Below are 12,632 nucleotides of genomic sequence, written 5' to 3'. Positions count from 1 at the left end.
AACTGCCGCAGAGTTTCGGGTATAGAGGCAAGTATGGTCCGCGTGATGGCAATACTTGGCGTCTTCTGCTTCCTGGGTGCGGTCGGTGCGGTTTTGCTGCCGGACCCCTGGTCCAAGGCTGAGCAGAAGGCGACGCAGGACGCCAAGAGGCTTGCCGATCTCATGGACACCCCCGACAAGATCAGCTGGCGGTTGCTGGAAGACGCGTCCTTGCTCCGGACCATGATCTGGGATGCCAATGGCGCGCGCCGATACCCCCCATCTGAGGGGATGGCGCCCCTGCCCTACGAATTCTCCGATGACGCCGAACGGCTGTTGACGTCCTTTCAGACCCGCATCGAGAAGGGCGCATGGGTGCCATTCGACATGGCCGGCCGCGAGCTTCTCTACTGCAGCGCGACCCCCGCAATCTGCCTTGTCTATGACCGCGCCGCGCTCGAAGCTGCGCTGCAGCTTCGCAGCGCCGCCCTGAGCTCTGACGCAGCGAGAGACCGCCCGGCGATCCTGCTGGCCGTGCTCGGCACCTTGCTGACAGGTGGTTGCCTCTGGCTCCGGCGACGGGCGCCAGCGCATGAGACCGCCTTCCAACTGATCCGCGACCGCCACATTGCCATACGCGACATGTTGGAAGTCTCCTTGACCCCAAGAGACCTGAAGCTGCTGTCGGTGCTGGAAGAGCGCGGTGGTGCGGTGGTCACCAAGGACGAGCTCTATGACGCAGGCTGGGGGCGTGACTACATGCCCAATTCGCGCGCGTTGGATCAGCACATCATCAACCTGCGCCGCAAACTCGACCCTGACAAGTCCCGGCCGGTGTTGATCGAGACGGTCCACGGGGTGGGCTACCGCCTCGTCACCTGACCCCGCCTTTTTTGCAGATTTTTTGCAATCTGCTTGCAGAAATCTCGCACATCCGATGCCGCGATACGGTTCGCTGACCCCATCCAGACGAGAGGGAGGGGCTTGTGGCATCGGATCTATCAACTCTAATCTTTACGCTCTTTTTGGCTGCGGCCTCTGTTCAGGCGCAGGCTGACACCCCTGTCACTGCGGAAGATGATCATGGCATCCTCAACCCGGACGACACCGGCAAGGCGATGATCGTTCGCAAGTTGGAGATGGGCATCATCGACTCTGTCACCTGCTCTCTGGGGATCAACGTGACCAAGAAAGATGACCCCGAGCTGGCGAGAAAGCTGATCCGGAAATGCGCGGATGCGGGCATCACAAAGGCCATGACCTGGATGAGCCACCTCGAAAACAATGGCCTCGGCGGCGCGTATAACCCCGATGCCTCCGCCGAATGGGATCGCCGCGCCGCCGAGGCTGGTGATCCGATCGGAAAGTTCAATCATGGGATCAACCTGATGCGCGGCTACGGCATTGCGCAGGACGAGGCGTTGGGGCGCCAGTTTGTCGATGATGCCGCCAGAGACGGGTTGAACGTGGCCCGACGCCTGCAAGGCGCTGGCTACGATCTGGATGAAGTCACGCCCGATGCCGACAACTGGAAATACGCGCCGATGTTCTGAACCACCAAGGGCCGCATCACGGCGCGTTTGGCCAATTCGGACCTCCGCGCCGCTGCCCGCTCAAAACAGGAAAGATATCGTGACCCAACGGGAGGAAGAGATGACGAAACTGACACGCCGAGACGGCCTGGCTTCGATTGGCACCGCTGCAACCGCCGTCGTCCTGGGCGCAAACGCCAGTGAGGCCGCCTCCGAAGTGGCGGCGGCCTTTGACCAATCCAACGTGAAATGGAACACCCTCGAAGGCATCGACCACCTCTGGTACCATGTGCTGAACGTGGACCGAGAGCTCAAAGTCGTGGACTTGTTGCTGAAGTTCTCGGCCAATCAAAGGGTTGTGCTGCACAAGCACCATGCGGATTACAGCACGTTCATCATTCAGGGCGAGCTGCGTCTCTACAACGCAGAGGGTGAACTGACCGAAATCCGCCCCACCGCCAGCTTTGTCCAGAAGTCGGCCGGTGGCACACCGCATACCGAAGGCGGCGGCGATGAAGACTGCATCGCCTGGTTCAGCAACAAGGGCACCGATGGGGTGATCTATGAAATCCTCGGGCCAAATGGCGAAACCCTGGGCACTCTCGGCCTGCCCGAGTTCGAAGCCCTCATGCAAGCGCAGGATCAGCCGGTACAACCCATCATTCCGGGGTGATGGAACAGGCGGGGTCGCGCGCTGAACACCCGGCGTCGGCAAATTTGGAGCCCGGCTGGTGGGTGAAGTGCCCTGTTCTTGAGGACGTGGGACGTAAGTCAGGCCTTCACTTGGCCCGGGCTGTGACCAAACGCATCTGATCAGCAACTCTCAGGCTGCCGTGCGACCCACGACGCCTTCGCTGTTTGCAGCCGACGAAAATCCTCCGCAATCTGGCCCGTGGTATGCGGTACTTCATGCGGGTTTACATCCGGAAAATGCCAGCCACAGCGTACCAACGTGCACGGCGATCATGGAAAGCATCGGGATTTGGAAGTCGGACAGCACGGACCTGCATCTTCTTGGCGGAGGAGGTGTCGGTCGCACTATCAAACTAACCTGTTGTAAAAGATACAAAATAGCTCAGATAAGCAGTCCTATACCTCAAAAAAAACGCCTCATCAAAGTAACGAATTGAGGGCGAAGAGCTATAATCAGAATCGGCAAAATAGCTGCAGTTTCAATGGTGAATACTATCAAGACCGTCTCGTGCGCGCGAACCTGCGCTATACCAGAATCTCGGCTCTCTAGACGTTCCGGCTAGGGCACCCGTAGGAGCACGGTAGGGCCAAAGGAAGGCAATGGTCACGGATGCCGAAGCCTCAGTCCAAAGTCACTGACCAAAAGTTAACTGCGACCGGGAGTGGAGATATCGCCCACGGTCGGCAATGCGGACCTTGTGGCCACTCGCGATCACGAATTCAACGTTCGCTGTATGGGGGTCGCACGAGGCCATATTGTTGGATGTTCCGGTCAGCGAACATTCTGTACTGCCTATTCGTTCACACCATCCAACCCGATCGTCCGGGCCACGATGGCCAAGGCAAGGATTGCCAGCAGGATCTGCACACCGGAGACTGCGGCCACTAGCGGCGTGCTGGTGTATTGGACGAGCGCCAACAACTCCACAGGAAGTGGGCGATCCCGGAAGCCGTGGGTGAAGATCGCGACCGAAAGATTGTCGAACCCTTCCACGAAGGTGAAAACTGCGCCCGCGAGGATCGCCGGCAGGAGAAGCGGGAAGGTGATGGTCCGCAGCGCTTGGAAGGAGGTAGCGCCGAGATTGGTTGCCGCCTCCTCCAGCGCGGAATCCAACCTCATCAGGCGGCTCTGAACGGTGCGCACCATCACCGCCATGACGAAGACCGCGATGGAGATCGCCTGAAGCCAGATCGACGGCGACACCCCAATCAATGCACCGGCAAACAGGACGGCGACGCCAAGCACGATGCCGGGCACCATATGCGGCAGCAGCACGAAGACCGACAGCGCTGTCGTTCCCCTGAACCGCCCGCGCACGCAGGCCAAGGCCGTCGGCACACCGAGTGCGATGCACAGCAGCGTCACCATCAGACCCACCTTGAGCGAGGTCCACATCGCGCCGACCAGTTCGCCCTGCTCGAACACCTCAGCGTACCATCGCAGGGTGAAACCCTCGGGCGGGAAGCTGACGAAGGCCCTCGTGTCGAAGGAGATGATGAGCACGACGATCGACGGCGCCACCAGAAGAAGGAGCGACAAAACGGCGACGGCAAGGATGAGGCCGATACCGAGGATGTCGCTTAAGGAAGACTTACTCAGCGCCCTCATCTCTCGCGCCCTTTCGTCCAGCGCGTGGCCAGATTGGTCAGCAATGCGATGGATACCAGCACGAGCAGGCACGTCGCCATCAGGATCAGCGAGCTTACCGACCCCTTGGACCAATCGAGCGAGAAGACGACCTGCTCATAAACCATGGTCGCGGCGTTCAGGTAATTGCCGCCACCCAAAAGCTGCGGCACGACGAAGGTCGTGTAGCTGAGCGTGAAGACAAGCGCGGCTCCCGTCCCGATCCCCGGCGCGCTGAGCGGCAGGATCACGGTGCGCAGCGTGTCGAGGCGCGAGGCACCCAAGTTAGCCGAAGCCTCCAGCAGGCCGCCATCGTGACGGGCCATCACCGCGATCAGCGGCAGGATCATCACGGGGAGATGGATTTGAACCATGCCGATAAGCACCGCCCAATGGGTGTTCATGATGCGGAGCGGCTGGTCGATCAGACCGAGGTTCATCAGCGTCGAATTCACCACACCTCGCCCGCCCAGGATTACAAGCCAGGCATAGGTCCGCACGATCCCCGAAGTCAGCAGTGGCGCGATGGTCAGGATCAGGATCGCGCGCCGCGCCCATTTCCCACCGATCACGAACATATAGGCGACCGGATAGCCGAGGAGCAAGCAGAGTGCTGTCGTGGTGAGAGCGAGGCTCAGCGAGCGCTGGAAGGTGATCCAGTAGAGCGGGTCTGTCAGAGCGCCCGCGAGATGGGTGAGCGTAAACTCCTGCGAGACAATGGCGCCGCGTTCGACCTCCACATCGGAGAAACCGAGCGACAGCAGGATCGCGAAAGGGATCACGGCGACAACGACCAAAACGACGATGGCAGGTACGGCTGGCCAGATGCCGCGGCCCGAGAGCAGCTTGTCGAGGGTCTGATCGATCAGGCCGGATCTGGGCGCGGGAATGTCGGCGATGGCGGTCATGCCGGGTAGACTGAACAGTAGCTCGGATCGATGACGGATAGGCTGACCGCGGCACCGTCGCGCAGCGTACGCGCACGCTCTTGGCGCATCGCGGCGACTTGGAGCGTCGTGCCGTCGGCGATCTCGATATGGTATTCGATCAGTGCGCCGACTGTCCGGTGGAAGGCCACGCGCCCGCACCAACTCCCGGCCTCTTCCGGCGCGAGCACCAGGTTATGTGGTCGCGCCATCACGCGGACAGCACCGTTGAGCGTGGTCGGGACAGATTGACCGTCGGGCAGGCGCACATGGCCACCTTCGGCCTGCGCGTCCCAGAAATTCGATGATCCGACAAAATCGGCGACATAGGCGGTGGCAGGGCGGTCGAACACAGTATCTGGCGGGCCGACCTGTTCGATCCGGCCATCACGCATAACGGCAATCCGGTCCGACATCGTCAGCGCCTCTTCCTGGTCATGGGTGACGAATATAGCGGTGAGCCCCAGACGTTTGATGAGTTGCCGCAACTCCACTTGCATCCCCGCGCGCAGCTTCGCGTCAAGCGCGCTGAAGGGTTCGTCCAAAAGCAAGACGCGCGGCTCGAGCACGAGCACACGCGCGACGGCGACCCGCTGTTGCTGCCCACCCGAGAGCTGCGCCGGATAGCGATCGGCAAAGTCGCTGAGCGAGACGGTGTCGAGTGCCCGCGCGACTCGTTTGGCAATTTCGGCTTGGGGCATCCCGCGCATACGGAGACCGTAGCCGACATTCTTCGCGACCGTGAGGTGGGGGAAAAGAGCATAGCTCTGAAACACCACGCCGACGGGCCGGCGATTAACGGCCACATCGGCCATTGCGCGCCCGTCAATGGCGATCGTGCCGGCATCCGGGTCCAGAAATCCCGCGACACAGCGCAGCAACGTGGTCTTGCCGCACCCGGATGCACCGAGCAGCGTGACGATTTCCCCTTCCGCGATGTCGAGCACGCAGTCGTGCAGGACGGTCGTGTCGCCGAACCGTTTCGACACCGCCCCGATCCGAACGACCGGGGCGGCGATATCTGAATCCGAAACGGATCCGCAGGTTGCGTGAATCATTACGCTGCGAACATTCGGTCGAAGGTCTCAACCGTCTCGCCGCGCAAAGGTGCAAAGCTTGGCCATTCGAGCGAGGTGGTCGTCGCCAGCTCTTCCGGCGTTGACGGCACGTAGGGCGCGGCCTCTTGCGGTGTCTCCACACCCTCAACTACCGTACCGAAGTAGATAGGCGCGCTGTTGGCCATGGACTGGATCTCCGGCGACAACAAGATATCCGTGAACTCATGCACCAAATCGGCGGTGCCGTCGGGCGTGTTGATGAACTGCACGATATTCGTCGGCAGCATCAGAGGGCCGGGCTCAGTCAACTTGGTATAACCAATAGGCAAACCGGATGAGGCCGCAAGCGCGGCGTTCACATGCCACAGCGGTGCGAGATCGACCTCGCCCCGTTCGATCATCTGCTGGAGCAGCGGTGGCGAGCGGCCGACAAGCGGATCAAGCTCCGACCATTTCTCCAACGCGAAGGTCATGTCGTCCTGGGGCATCCCAAAGGCTTCGGCGGTCGCGGCCAGCACGCCGAGCCCGAGGTTCGACTGCGGACGGCACATGCCGATGCGGCCGTTGAAGTCGCCGGACCAAAGCTCTTCCCAAGTCGTGGGCGGCGTGTCTACGCGGGTGCTGTCATAGGCAACACCGATACCCTCGAACCAGATCGGCTGGCCCACGTCGTATCCATATCCTGGAAACTTCTCAATCACGTTTACCGCATTCGGGATCTGCGAAAAGTCGAGTGGGACGAGCACTTCTTCGGCCATCGCGTTGACGATAGCCGGAGAGCCCATGACGCCCAGATCATAGGGCGAGTTGCCCCGCGCGGCCTTGATCTGTGCCAGCGCCTCTGCAGACAGACCGCCGATGATCGTGAGTGAGACACCCGGATTGCGGCGCGCAAGCTCTTCACCGGCAGCGATCAGTGGCGCGTCGGAATCGTTGCCGTAGCCGGTCATGACTAGCTCGCGCGTTGCGGCGCGCAGGACGGCGGGGCTGGCGAGTGCGGTGGTGGCCGCGAGCCCCACCACGACGCTTCTTCGTGTCAGTTTCATAAAAAAATTCCCTGTTTCGTTGTTGACCGCCGCTTGAACGACTTCAATTATGAACAAAGTACTTTCGAAAACAACTTCAAGATAAAATTTAGAAAGTGTGCGCTCTCTGCGTGGACTTGCTCAATTTTCAGGCACAGGGCATCATTCGAGTGCCTTCAGGCACGTGTTACGGTCACGCTAGCAGCCTCTAGCGCCGCGATATCGGCAGCCGGTGCGCCGCGATCAGTGATCAGAGCAGCGATGTCGCGTATGGGCGCGATCCGGGCTCCGGCCACGTGGCCGATCTTGCCATGATCGGCCAGCATTACAGACCGACGCGCCGCCGCGATCATCGCCCGTTTAACCTCCGCCTCCTCGGGATGTGCATTTGTAAAGCCGCGCGATGCGTCCACCCCGGCGCAGCAGAGATAGGCGCAATCCGCATTCAAGCTCTCCAGCAGCAGGCCCGCGAGCGGCGGGATCAAAGAGCGGGACCGCTTGTTTCGCCCGGATTTCTTGAGCGTTCCACCCGTAACAACGACGGTGATACCGCTATGCTCCTCCAGTTCGATGGCGATATCCAGGCTGGACGTTATGACCATCACATCCGTTAGCCCTTCGGGCAGCGCCATCGCCATGGCGAGCGTGGTGGTGCCTGCGTCGAGGATGATCGTCTCGCCATCACGCACCTTGGCCGCCGCTGCGGCACCGATGCGTGCCTTTTCATCCGTAAAGTTCCGGCCCGGCAGGTCGACCGGACGCTCGAACCGCGCAGACTCAACCGCAACCGCCCCACCCCGCACGCGGCGCAGGAGCATCCGTCGATCCAAGATATCCAGATCAGAGCGAATCGTGACCGCTGAAACGCCGAGCGCCTCCGACAGGGTCGCGACCTCGGCAGAACGATCCTGCGCGATGATCTCCAATATCCTTCTGTGACGCTTTGGGAGCGGGGCGTCGAGCGCATCTTCCATCTTATCTTTTTGCCTTTGACTTGCGTTTTTCTTAAGAATGACAGATATCGAAAGAAACTCGGAAATGCACGACCTTTCCGCACCCCTTTCTGGAGATGACCATGAGCATAGAGCAAAGACTGATTGAGATCCGCCGCGAACCTTCCTCGGACGCGCCTGGCGATCCGGAGCGATTCCGCCGTGTGGCACTGACCGAGACAGAGATGATGTCGCAGGGCGAGGCGATCCGCGCCACACTCGACGCAAATAAGGTGCCGCTTGCCACCATCGGTCGCAATCTCGCCGACCGCACGATCAGCCGCATCGTTACCGTGGGGTGCGGAGATAGCTGGATCGCGGGTCACGGCGTCCGCCCCGCCATCGAAGAAGCGCTAGGCGCACCTTGCGAGCCCATCGAGGCTTTCGACTTTGCGACCTACGGCCTGGGCGCCATCGACGCCGAGACGGTCGTGATCGGCCTGAGCAGTTCGGGCAAGACCGAGCCGGTGATCGACGGGTTGACCGGTGCTGCCGAGCGGGGTGCCTACACCATTGGGCTGTCGAACACGCTGGGCTCGCCATTGATGGAGCAGTGCCCCGGCGCGCTCCATATCCGCGCGACGCGCGGCGGCTGGCCCACACAATCCTCAACCGCTGCCATGGCGCTGATGCTGGCAATGGCCGCGAGCGTCCGGACCGCCAAGGGAGGTGATGCAACGGCTTTGACCGACGCGCTAGCGGCTCTGCCAGATCAGGTCGATGCTGTCGCCCGTACCCACTATGACAACGCCAAGTCCGTCGCGAAAACGCTCGCGCGCGCCGATCTCATCCTCATGACCGGGGCGGGGCCATTCTATGCCCCGGCGGAGTTCGGTACGGCGAAGCTGCGCGAACTGGCCCCGATCCACGCCTATGCTTTCCCGCTCGAGGAGTATCACCACTATCGTAGCCAGAAAGCGGGTGACCCGATGTTCATCGTGGCAGGCGATTCCGCAAGCCATGCGCGCGCGGTTGAAACAACGGTCATGTCACGCGGCGTTGACGGGTTTTGCGTGGCGCTTGTTCCCGAGGGAGAGACTGAGATCGCCGAATTGGCGGATGTCGCCTGGCACCTGCCCAAAGTCGCACCAGAGACGGCGCCCATTGTCTACTCCGTACCGCTGCATCTCTTCGGCTACCACGCGGCGATGGAACGAGACGCGCTCGGGTTTGGCCCGCCGCGGCTTGGCGTGCCGGCGTGACACCGGAGCTTGTCACTGTCGGCGGGCTGACCGTCGATAATGTCGTTGCCGCGGATGGCACGGTGGCACTCGACCGGGCCGGTGGCAACGGTGCCTATGCCGCGGTTGGCGCCCTCAGCCTCGTGGACCGGGTCGGCTTGGTCAGCCACGCGGTGGCAAGCTATCCGCAGAAGACATTGCGCCGGTTGGAGGCAGGCGGCGTGGACCTCGGCGGCGTCGTCTTTTCCGAAGGACAGCTCACCGCCGGATCTTGGTTTCTCTACGATGCTGAGGGCCGCCGCCAGGAAGGCTTGACCGCGCCGGCCGCTGCCCTGTCCGAGGCCGGCTTTCGCACAGACCGGCTGACCCCCACTCAGGCCGCGCGCTGGCAAGAAACGCTTGCGGCGCGCCCGGCCGAGACGGGCTATTCCGAATTTCGTCAGATCCACCCGCTGCGCGCGGACCAAGTCCCCCAAGCATGGCTCGACGCCCGCGGTGTTCACCTAGCACCCAGCGGTCTCGATGTCATGCGAGAGATGATCGCGCTTTTCAGCCCAAAGGGTGCGAGGATCACTGCAGACCCGGGAGCCCATCTTTCCGGACTGCCGCTCGAGGCCATCGCCGATATCCTCGGCGTGCTCGATGCGTTTCTCCCTTCCGAAGTAGAGGTACGCGCGCTTGTGTCCGGCGCGTCCCCTGCTGATGCACTCGCGGTCTTGGCCGACATCTGTCCCGGCGCTGTTGCAGTCAAGCTCGGCCCCGCCGGTGTGCTCCTTTGGAACCGAGCGACAGCCTCAGCACATATGCTTCCCGCAGCCGCAGCACGCACCTTGGACCCGACCGGCGCAGGCGATGCGTTCTGCGGCGGCTTTCTCGCTGGGCTGACCCGTACGGGCGACCCGATGCGCGCAGCACAGATAGGCGCTCAGGCTGCCGCGCGGGTTGTTGAATGCTTCGGCGCAGACGGAACCCTTTCGGAAGTGGTGATCGCATGACAGATCTCTTCGCCGGGTCGAAACCTATCATTGCCGCGCTGCATCTACCCGATTTCCGCCTGAACCGCGACCGCTCACAGGCTTGGTACGAGGAGTACGCCATCGCAAATGCCCGTGTCTTCGCCGAGGCCGCGGTTCCTTGGATCAAGCTTCAGGATCAAACGCGGACGACCGGTCCTGCCGGCTCTGAGACCGTTGCCCGCATGGCGGCGCTGGCACGGCTGATCCGCGCTGAGTTCCCAAACCTGGGCCTCGGCATTATCATCGAGGCGCATGACCCGACCGCGGCGGTGACCGTGGCGCAGGCCTCGGGGGCGTCTTTCGTACGCCTAAAGGTCTTCGTCGGCAGTGCCATCGGTGCCGAAGGCACGCGCCAAGCGCTTGGCGCGGAAACCGTTGCGTACCGCGCCGCTCTGCGCGCAGACAGTGTCGCCATCCTTGCCGACGTCCATGACCGCACGGTGCTACCTCTCTCCGACGAAGACCAACCGACGGCCGCGGGCTGGGCCCTGAAGGCGGGAGCCGACGGTCTGGTCATCACCGGCTCCAACTTTGCTGACAGCATCGCCCGGATCGACGCCGTCCGCGCCGAGGGCATCCGCCGCCCCATCCTAGTCGGCGGCGGTGTCACAGCAGAGAACGTCGCCGAGGCCCTCGCCACCGCAGACGGTGCTGTCATCTCCAGTGCGCTGATGCGGAAAGGTGCGAGCCCCGCTGACCTTATCCGCTGGGACGCCGATCTTTGCCGTCGCTTCATAGACGCCGCCAGGGGCGCTCAATGAGCCGCGATTTCGCCGGCTATCGCGGCGCGCCACCACCGGTCCGATGGCCGAATGGCGCCGGTCTGGCCGTCTCCCTCGTCGTTAACATCGAGGAAGGTGCGGAGCTGTCGCTCACCGCCGGCGACGCGCGCAACGAGCCTATCTACGAGGCCGTCGAGCGCGTCGAGGATGCTCCCGACCCTTGTATGGAAAGCCACTTCGAGTATGGTCCCCGCGCTGGTTGGCCGCGCATCCGCGCCGCACTTGCGGAACACGGCTTTCCCGCAACGCTCAACGCGTGTGGTCGCGCTCTGGAAGCGACGCCCTGGATCGCCGCTGAGGCTGTCGCCGATGGCCACGAGGTCGCGGCCCATGGTTGGCGGTGGGAGCGACACGCGGGCATGGACGAGGCGACCGAGCGGTGCGTCATCGCCCGCACGGTAGACACCATCACCCGCACCGCCGGAACACCGCCGCTCGGTTGGCACACCCGCTCCGCAACCTCACCACGGACCCGCGATTTGCTGATTGAACAGGGCGGGTTTCTTTACGATTCAAACGCATACAACGACGACATCCCCTATGCGGTCGAGACGGCCACGGGGCCCCACATCGTCCTTCCTTATGCTTTCGACACCAACGACATGCGCTTCTACAATAACGGCGGCTTTGTCTTTGCGGAGGATTTCGCGCGCTACTGCATCGCCGGGTTCGACCGGCTTTTGATGGAGGCGCGCGATGCGCCACGTATGCTCTCGATCGGTTTGCACGCGCGGATCATCGGGCGGCCCGCCCGGATCGGCGGGTTGGAAGCGTTCCTCGATCATATCGCCGGAACGGATGCTTGGATCGCGACGCGAGCCCAGATTGCCCGGGCCTGGCGGCACGCCACTGGCTTGCCCGACTGGAGCCCGCGACCAGCCCCTGCGGACTTCGCTTCATGAGCCGGGATCTGATCGGCTATGGGGGCGCCTGGCCCGACCTGACCTGGCCCGACGGCAACCGCTTAGCCGTATCGGTCGTCGTCAATTTTGAAGAGGGTGCGGAGCGTCAGGTGAGCGATGGCGATCCGGTCAGCGAGCGGATCGGGGAAGTCCTCTCTGTCGTGCCGAAAGGCCGCCCGGATCCGGGTCAGGCCCAGATCTTCGCTTATGGCACCCGCGCTGGTGCATGGCGAATGGCGGATGCGCTTCGTCGCCACACCATCCCCGCCACGCTCTTCGCCTGCGGGCGCGCTGCCGAGCGCGCAGCACCGGTGCTCGAAATGCTGGCCAAGGACGGGCACGAGACCGCCAGCCACGGCTGGCTCTGGCGCCCCCACGCGGAATACGATACCCCGGAAGCCGAGGCCGCCGACCTCGACCGCACCAACGCTGCTATTGAAGCAGCTACCGGTGCCAGGCCACAGGGATTCTTCTGCCGCGGCGCCGAAAGCCTCTGGACCCGCGCCCTTCTGGCAGAGCGCGGCTATCTCTATACCTCCAACGGTTTCGACGACGACCTGCCCTATCGGTGCCCGTCGGGGCTGATCGTCGTGCCCTACGCGCTCGATGCAAACGATATGAAGTTCTTTCACCCCAATGGCTTCGTCCACGCCGACGATATGGTCGCTTATGTCACGGACGCGCTCGATGTGCTGGAGGCCGAGGCGGCACGCGGCCTGCCGCGCCTGCTCAACATCGGCTTTCACTTGCGGATCGTCGGCCGTCCCGGACGCTTTCCGGCTTTTGAGCGCATCCTCGCCTTGCTCGACGCGCGGCGCGACCGGCTTTGGCTTGCGCGGCGCGGCGAGATCGCGCGCGCCTTCGATGCCGCCTACCCCGTATGATCGCTATGGTGAACCCCAACACGTCCCGAGCGACC

General features: G+C 62.8%; 13 protein-coding genes. 8 read left to right on the top strand and 5 right to left on the bottom strand.

Annotated features, from left to right (window positions below):
* The first annotated feature begins 33 nt into the window (after positions 1 to 33).
* From ACVC7O_RS07405 to ACVC7O_RS07395, 3 genes are all read left to right on the top strand, one after another.
* The gene (locus tag ACVC7O_RS07405; RefSeq protein ID WP_458325443.1) at positions 34 to 861 is read left to right on the top strand and encodes a winged helix-turn-helix domain-containing protein; all 828 of its coding nucleotides are present in this window, start codon (positions 34 to 36) and stop codon (positions 859 to 861) included.
* Between the two features lie 104 nt (positions 862 to 965).
* Positions 966 to 1,532 (top strand): tetratricopeptide repeat protein, encoded by a 567-nt coding sequence (locus ACVC7O_RS07400; protein ID WP_458325442.1) that lies wholly within the window; start codon positions 966 to 968, stop codon positions 1,530 to 1,532.
* 100 nt (positions 1,533 to 1,632) lie between these two features.
* Positions 1,633 to 2,184 (top strand): hypothetical protein, encoded by a 552-nt coding sequence (locus tag ACVC7O_RS07395; protein WP_458325441.1) that lies wholly within the window; start codon positions 1,633 to 1,635, stop codon positions 2,182 to 2,184.
* An 813-nt stretch (positions 2,185 to 2,997) separates the two neighbouring features.
* Here ACVC7O_RS07395 and ACVC7O_RS07390 read toward each other — a convergent pair.
* From ACVC7O_RS07390 to ACVC7O_RS07370, 5 genes are all read right to left on the bottom strand, one after another.
* Positions 2,998 to 3,813 carry an ABC transporter permease gene (locus ACVC7O_RS07390; protein WP_458325440.1) on the bottom strand — a complete coding sequence of 272 codons (816 nt, stop codon included), beginning with the start codon at positions 3,811 to 3,813 and terminating at the stop codon, positions 2,998 to 3,000.
* Entirely contained in the window at positions 3,810 to 4,739 is a 930-nt protein-coding gene (locus tag ACVC7O_RS07385) for an ABC transporter permease (RefSeq protein ID WP_458325439.1), read from the bottom strand. The genes ACVC7O_RS07390 and ACVC7O_RS07385 overlap by 4 nt, the downstream gene beginning before the upstream one ends.
* On the bottom strand, positions 4,736 to 5,815 hold the full coding sequence (locus tag ACVC7O_RS07380; RefSeq protein ID WP_458325438.1) for an ABC transporter ATP-binding protein: 1,080 nt from the start codon (positions 5,813 to 5,815) through the stop codon (positions 4,736 to 4,738). The genes ACVC7O_RS07385 and ACVC7O_RS07380 overlap by 4 nt, the downstream gene beginning before the upstream one ends.
* A complete protein-coding gene (locus tag ACVC7O_RS07375; protein ID WP_458325437.1) occupies positions 5,815 to 6,861 on the bottom strand; it encodes an ABC transporter substrate-binding protein in 1,047 nt (348 codons plus the stop codon). Before ACVC7O_RS07375 ends, ACVC7O_RS07380 begins: the two co-directional genes overlap by 1 nt.
* Before the next feature lie 155 nt (positions 6,862 to 7,016).
* Complete coding sequence (locus tag ACVC7O_RS07370) at positions 7,017 to 7,814, bottom strand: DeoR/GlpR family DNA-binding transcription regulator (protein WP_458325436.1); 798 nt, start codon at positions 7,812 to 7,814, stop codon at positions 7,017 to 7,019.
* A gap of 101 nt (positions 7,815 to 7,915) precedes the next feature.
* On the opposite strand from ACVC7O_RS07370, the gene ACVC7O_RS07365 reads away from it, so the two are divergent.
* From ACVC7O_RS07365 to ACVC7O_RS07345, 5 genes are read left to right on the top strand one after another with little or no spacing between them, the layout of a single operon-like run.
* A complete protein-coding gene (locus tag ACVC7O_RS07365) occupies positions 7,916 to 9,034 on the top strand; it encodes an SIS domain-containing protein (protein ID WP_458325435.1) in 1,119 nt (372 codons plus the stop codon).
* Complete coding sequence (locus tag ACVC7O_RS07360; RefSeq protein WP_458325434.1) at positions 9,031 to 10,008, top strand: carbohydrate kinase family protein; 978 nt, start codon at positions 9,031 to 9,033, stop codon at positions 10,006 to 10,008. The genes ACVC7O_RS07365 and ACVC7O_RS07360 overlap by 4 nt, the downstream gene beginning before the upstream one ends.
* On the top strand, positions 10,005 to 10,790 hold the full coding sequence (locus tag ACVC7O_RS07355) for a BtpA/SgcQ family protein (RefSeq protein ID WP_458325433.1): 786 nt from the start codon (positions 10,005 to 10,007) through the stop codon (positions 10,788 to 10,790). The genes ACVC7O_RS07360 and ACVC7O_RS07355 overlap by 4 nt, the downstream gene beginning before the upstream one ends.
* The gene (locus ACVC7O_RS07350) at positions 10,787 to 11,713 is read left to right on the top strand and encodes a polysaccharide deacetylase family protein (RefSeq protein WP_458325432.1); all 927 of its coding nucleotides are present in this window, start codon (positions 10,787 to 10,789) and stop codon (positions 11,711 to 11,713) included. Before ACVC7O_RS07355 ends, ACVC7O_RS07350 begins: the two co-directional genes overlap by 4 nt.
* A complete protein-coding gene (locus ACVC7O_RS07345; RefSeq protein WP_458325431.1) occupies positions 11,710 to 12,597 on the top strand; it encodes a polysaccharide deacetylase family protein in 888 nt (295 codons plus the stop codon). The genes ACVC7O_RS07350 and ACVC7O_RS07345 overlap by 4 nt, the downstream gene beginning before the upstream one ends.
* Positions 12,598 to 12,632 lie beyond the last annotated feature (35 nt).

It is taken from the genome of Roseobacter cerffii (genome assembly GCF_054226325.1).
The sequence above is the reverse complement of the archived record's forward strand: the minus strand, read 5'-3'. Positions and strand labels throughout refer to the sequence as shown.

What these genes read in the sequence shown, in the direction of transcription:
- ACVC7O_RS07405 (WP_458325443.1), top strand. Translation starts at nt 34, where the DNA reads ATGGTCCGCGTGATGGCAATACTTGGCGTCTTCTGCTTCCTGGGTGCG.
- ACVC7O_RS07395 (WP_458325441.1), top strand. Translation starts at nt 1,633, where the DNA reads ATGACGAAACTGACACGCCGAGACGGCCTGGCTTCGATTGGCACCGCT.
- ACVC7O_RS07390 (WP_458325440.1), bottom strand. Translation starts at nt 3,813, where the DNA reads ATGAGGGCGCTGAGTAAGTCTTCCTTAAGCGACATCCTCGGTATCGGC.
- ACVC7O_RS07385 (WP_458325439.1), bottom strand. Translation starts at nt 4,739, where the DNA reads ATGACCGCCATCGCCGACATTCCCGCGCCCAGATCCGGCCTGATCGAT.
- ACVC7O_RS07380 (WP_458325438.1), bottom strand. Translation starts at nt 5,815, where the DNA reads ATGATTCACGCAACCTGCGGATCCGTTTCGGATTCAGATATCGCCGCC.
- ACVC7O_RS07375 (WP_458325437.1), bottom strand. Translation starts at nt 6,861, where the DNA reads ATGAAACTGACACGAAGAAGCGTCGTGGTGGGGCTCGCGGCCACCACC.
- ACVC7O_RS07370 (WP_458325436.1), bottom strand. Translation starts at nt 7,814, where the DNA reads ATGGAAGATGCGCTCGACGCCCCGCTCCCAAAGCGTCACAGAAGGATA.
- ACVC7O_RS07365 (WP_458325435.1), top strand. Translation starts at nt 7,916, where the DNA reads ATGAGCATAGAGCAAAGACTGATTGAGATCCGCCGCGAACCTTCCTCG.
- ACVC7O_RS07355 (WP_458325433.1), top strand. Translation starts at nt 10,005, where the DNA reads ATGACAGATCTCTTCGCCGGGTCGAAACCTATCATTGCCGCGCTGCAT.
- ACVC7O_RS07350 (WP_458325432.1), top strand. Translation starts at nt 10,787, where the DNA reads ATGAGCCGCGATTTCGCCGGCTATCGCGGCGCGCCACCACCGGTCCGA.
- ACVC7O_RS07345 (WP_458325431.1), top strand. Translation starts at nt 11,710, where the DNA reads ATGAGCCGGGATCTGATCGGCTATGGGGGCGCCTGGCCCGACCTGACC.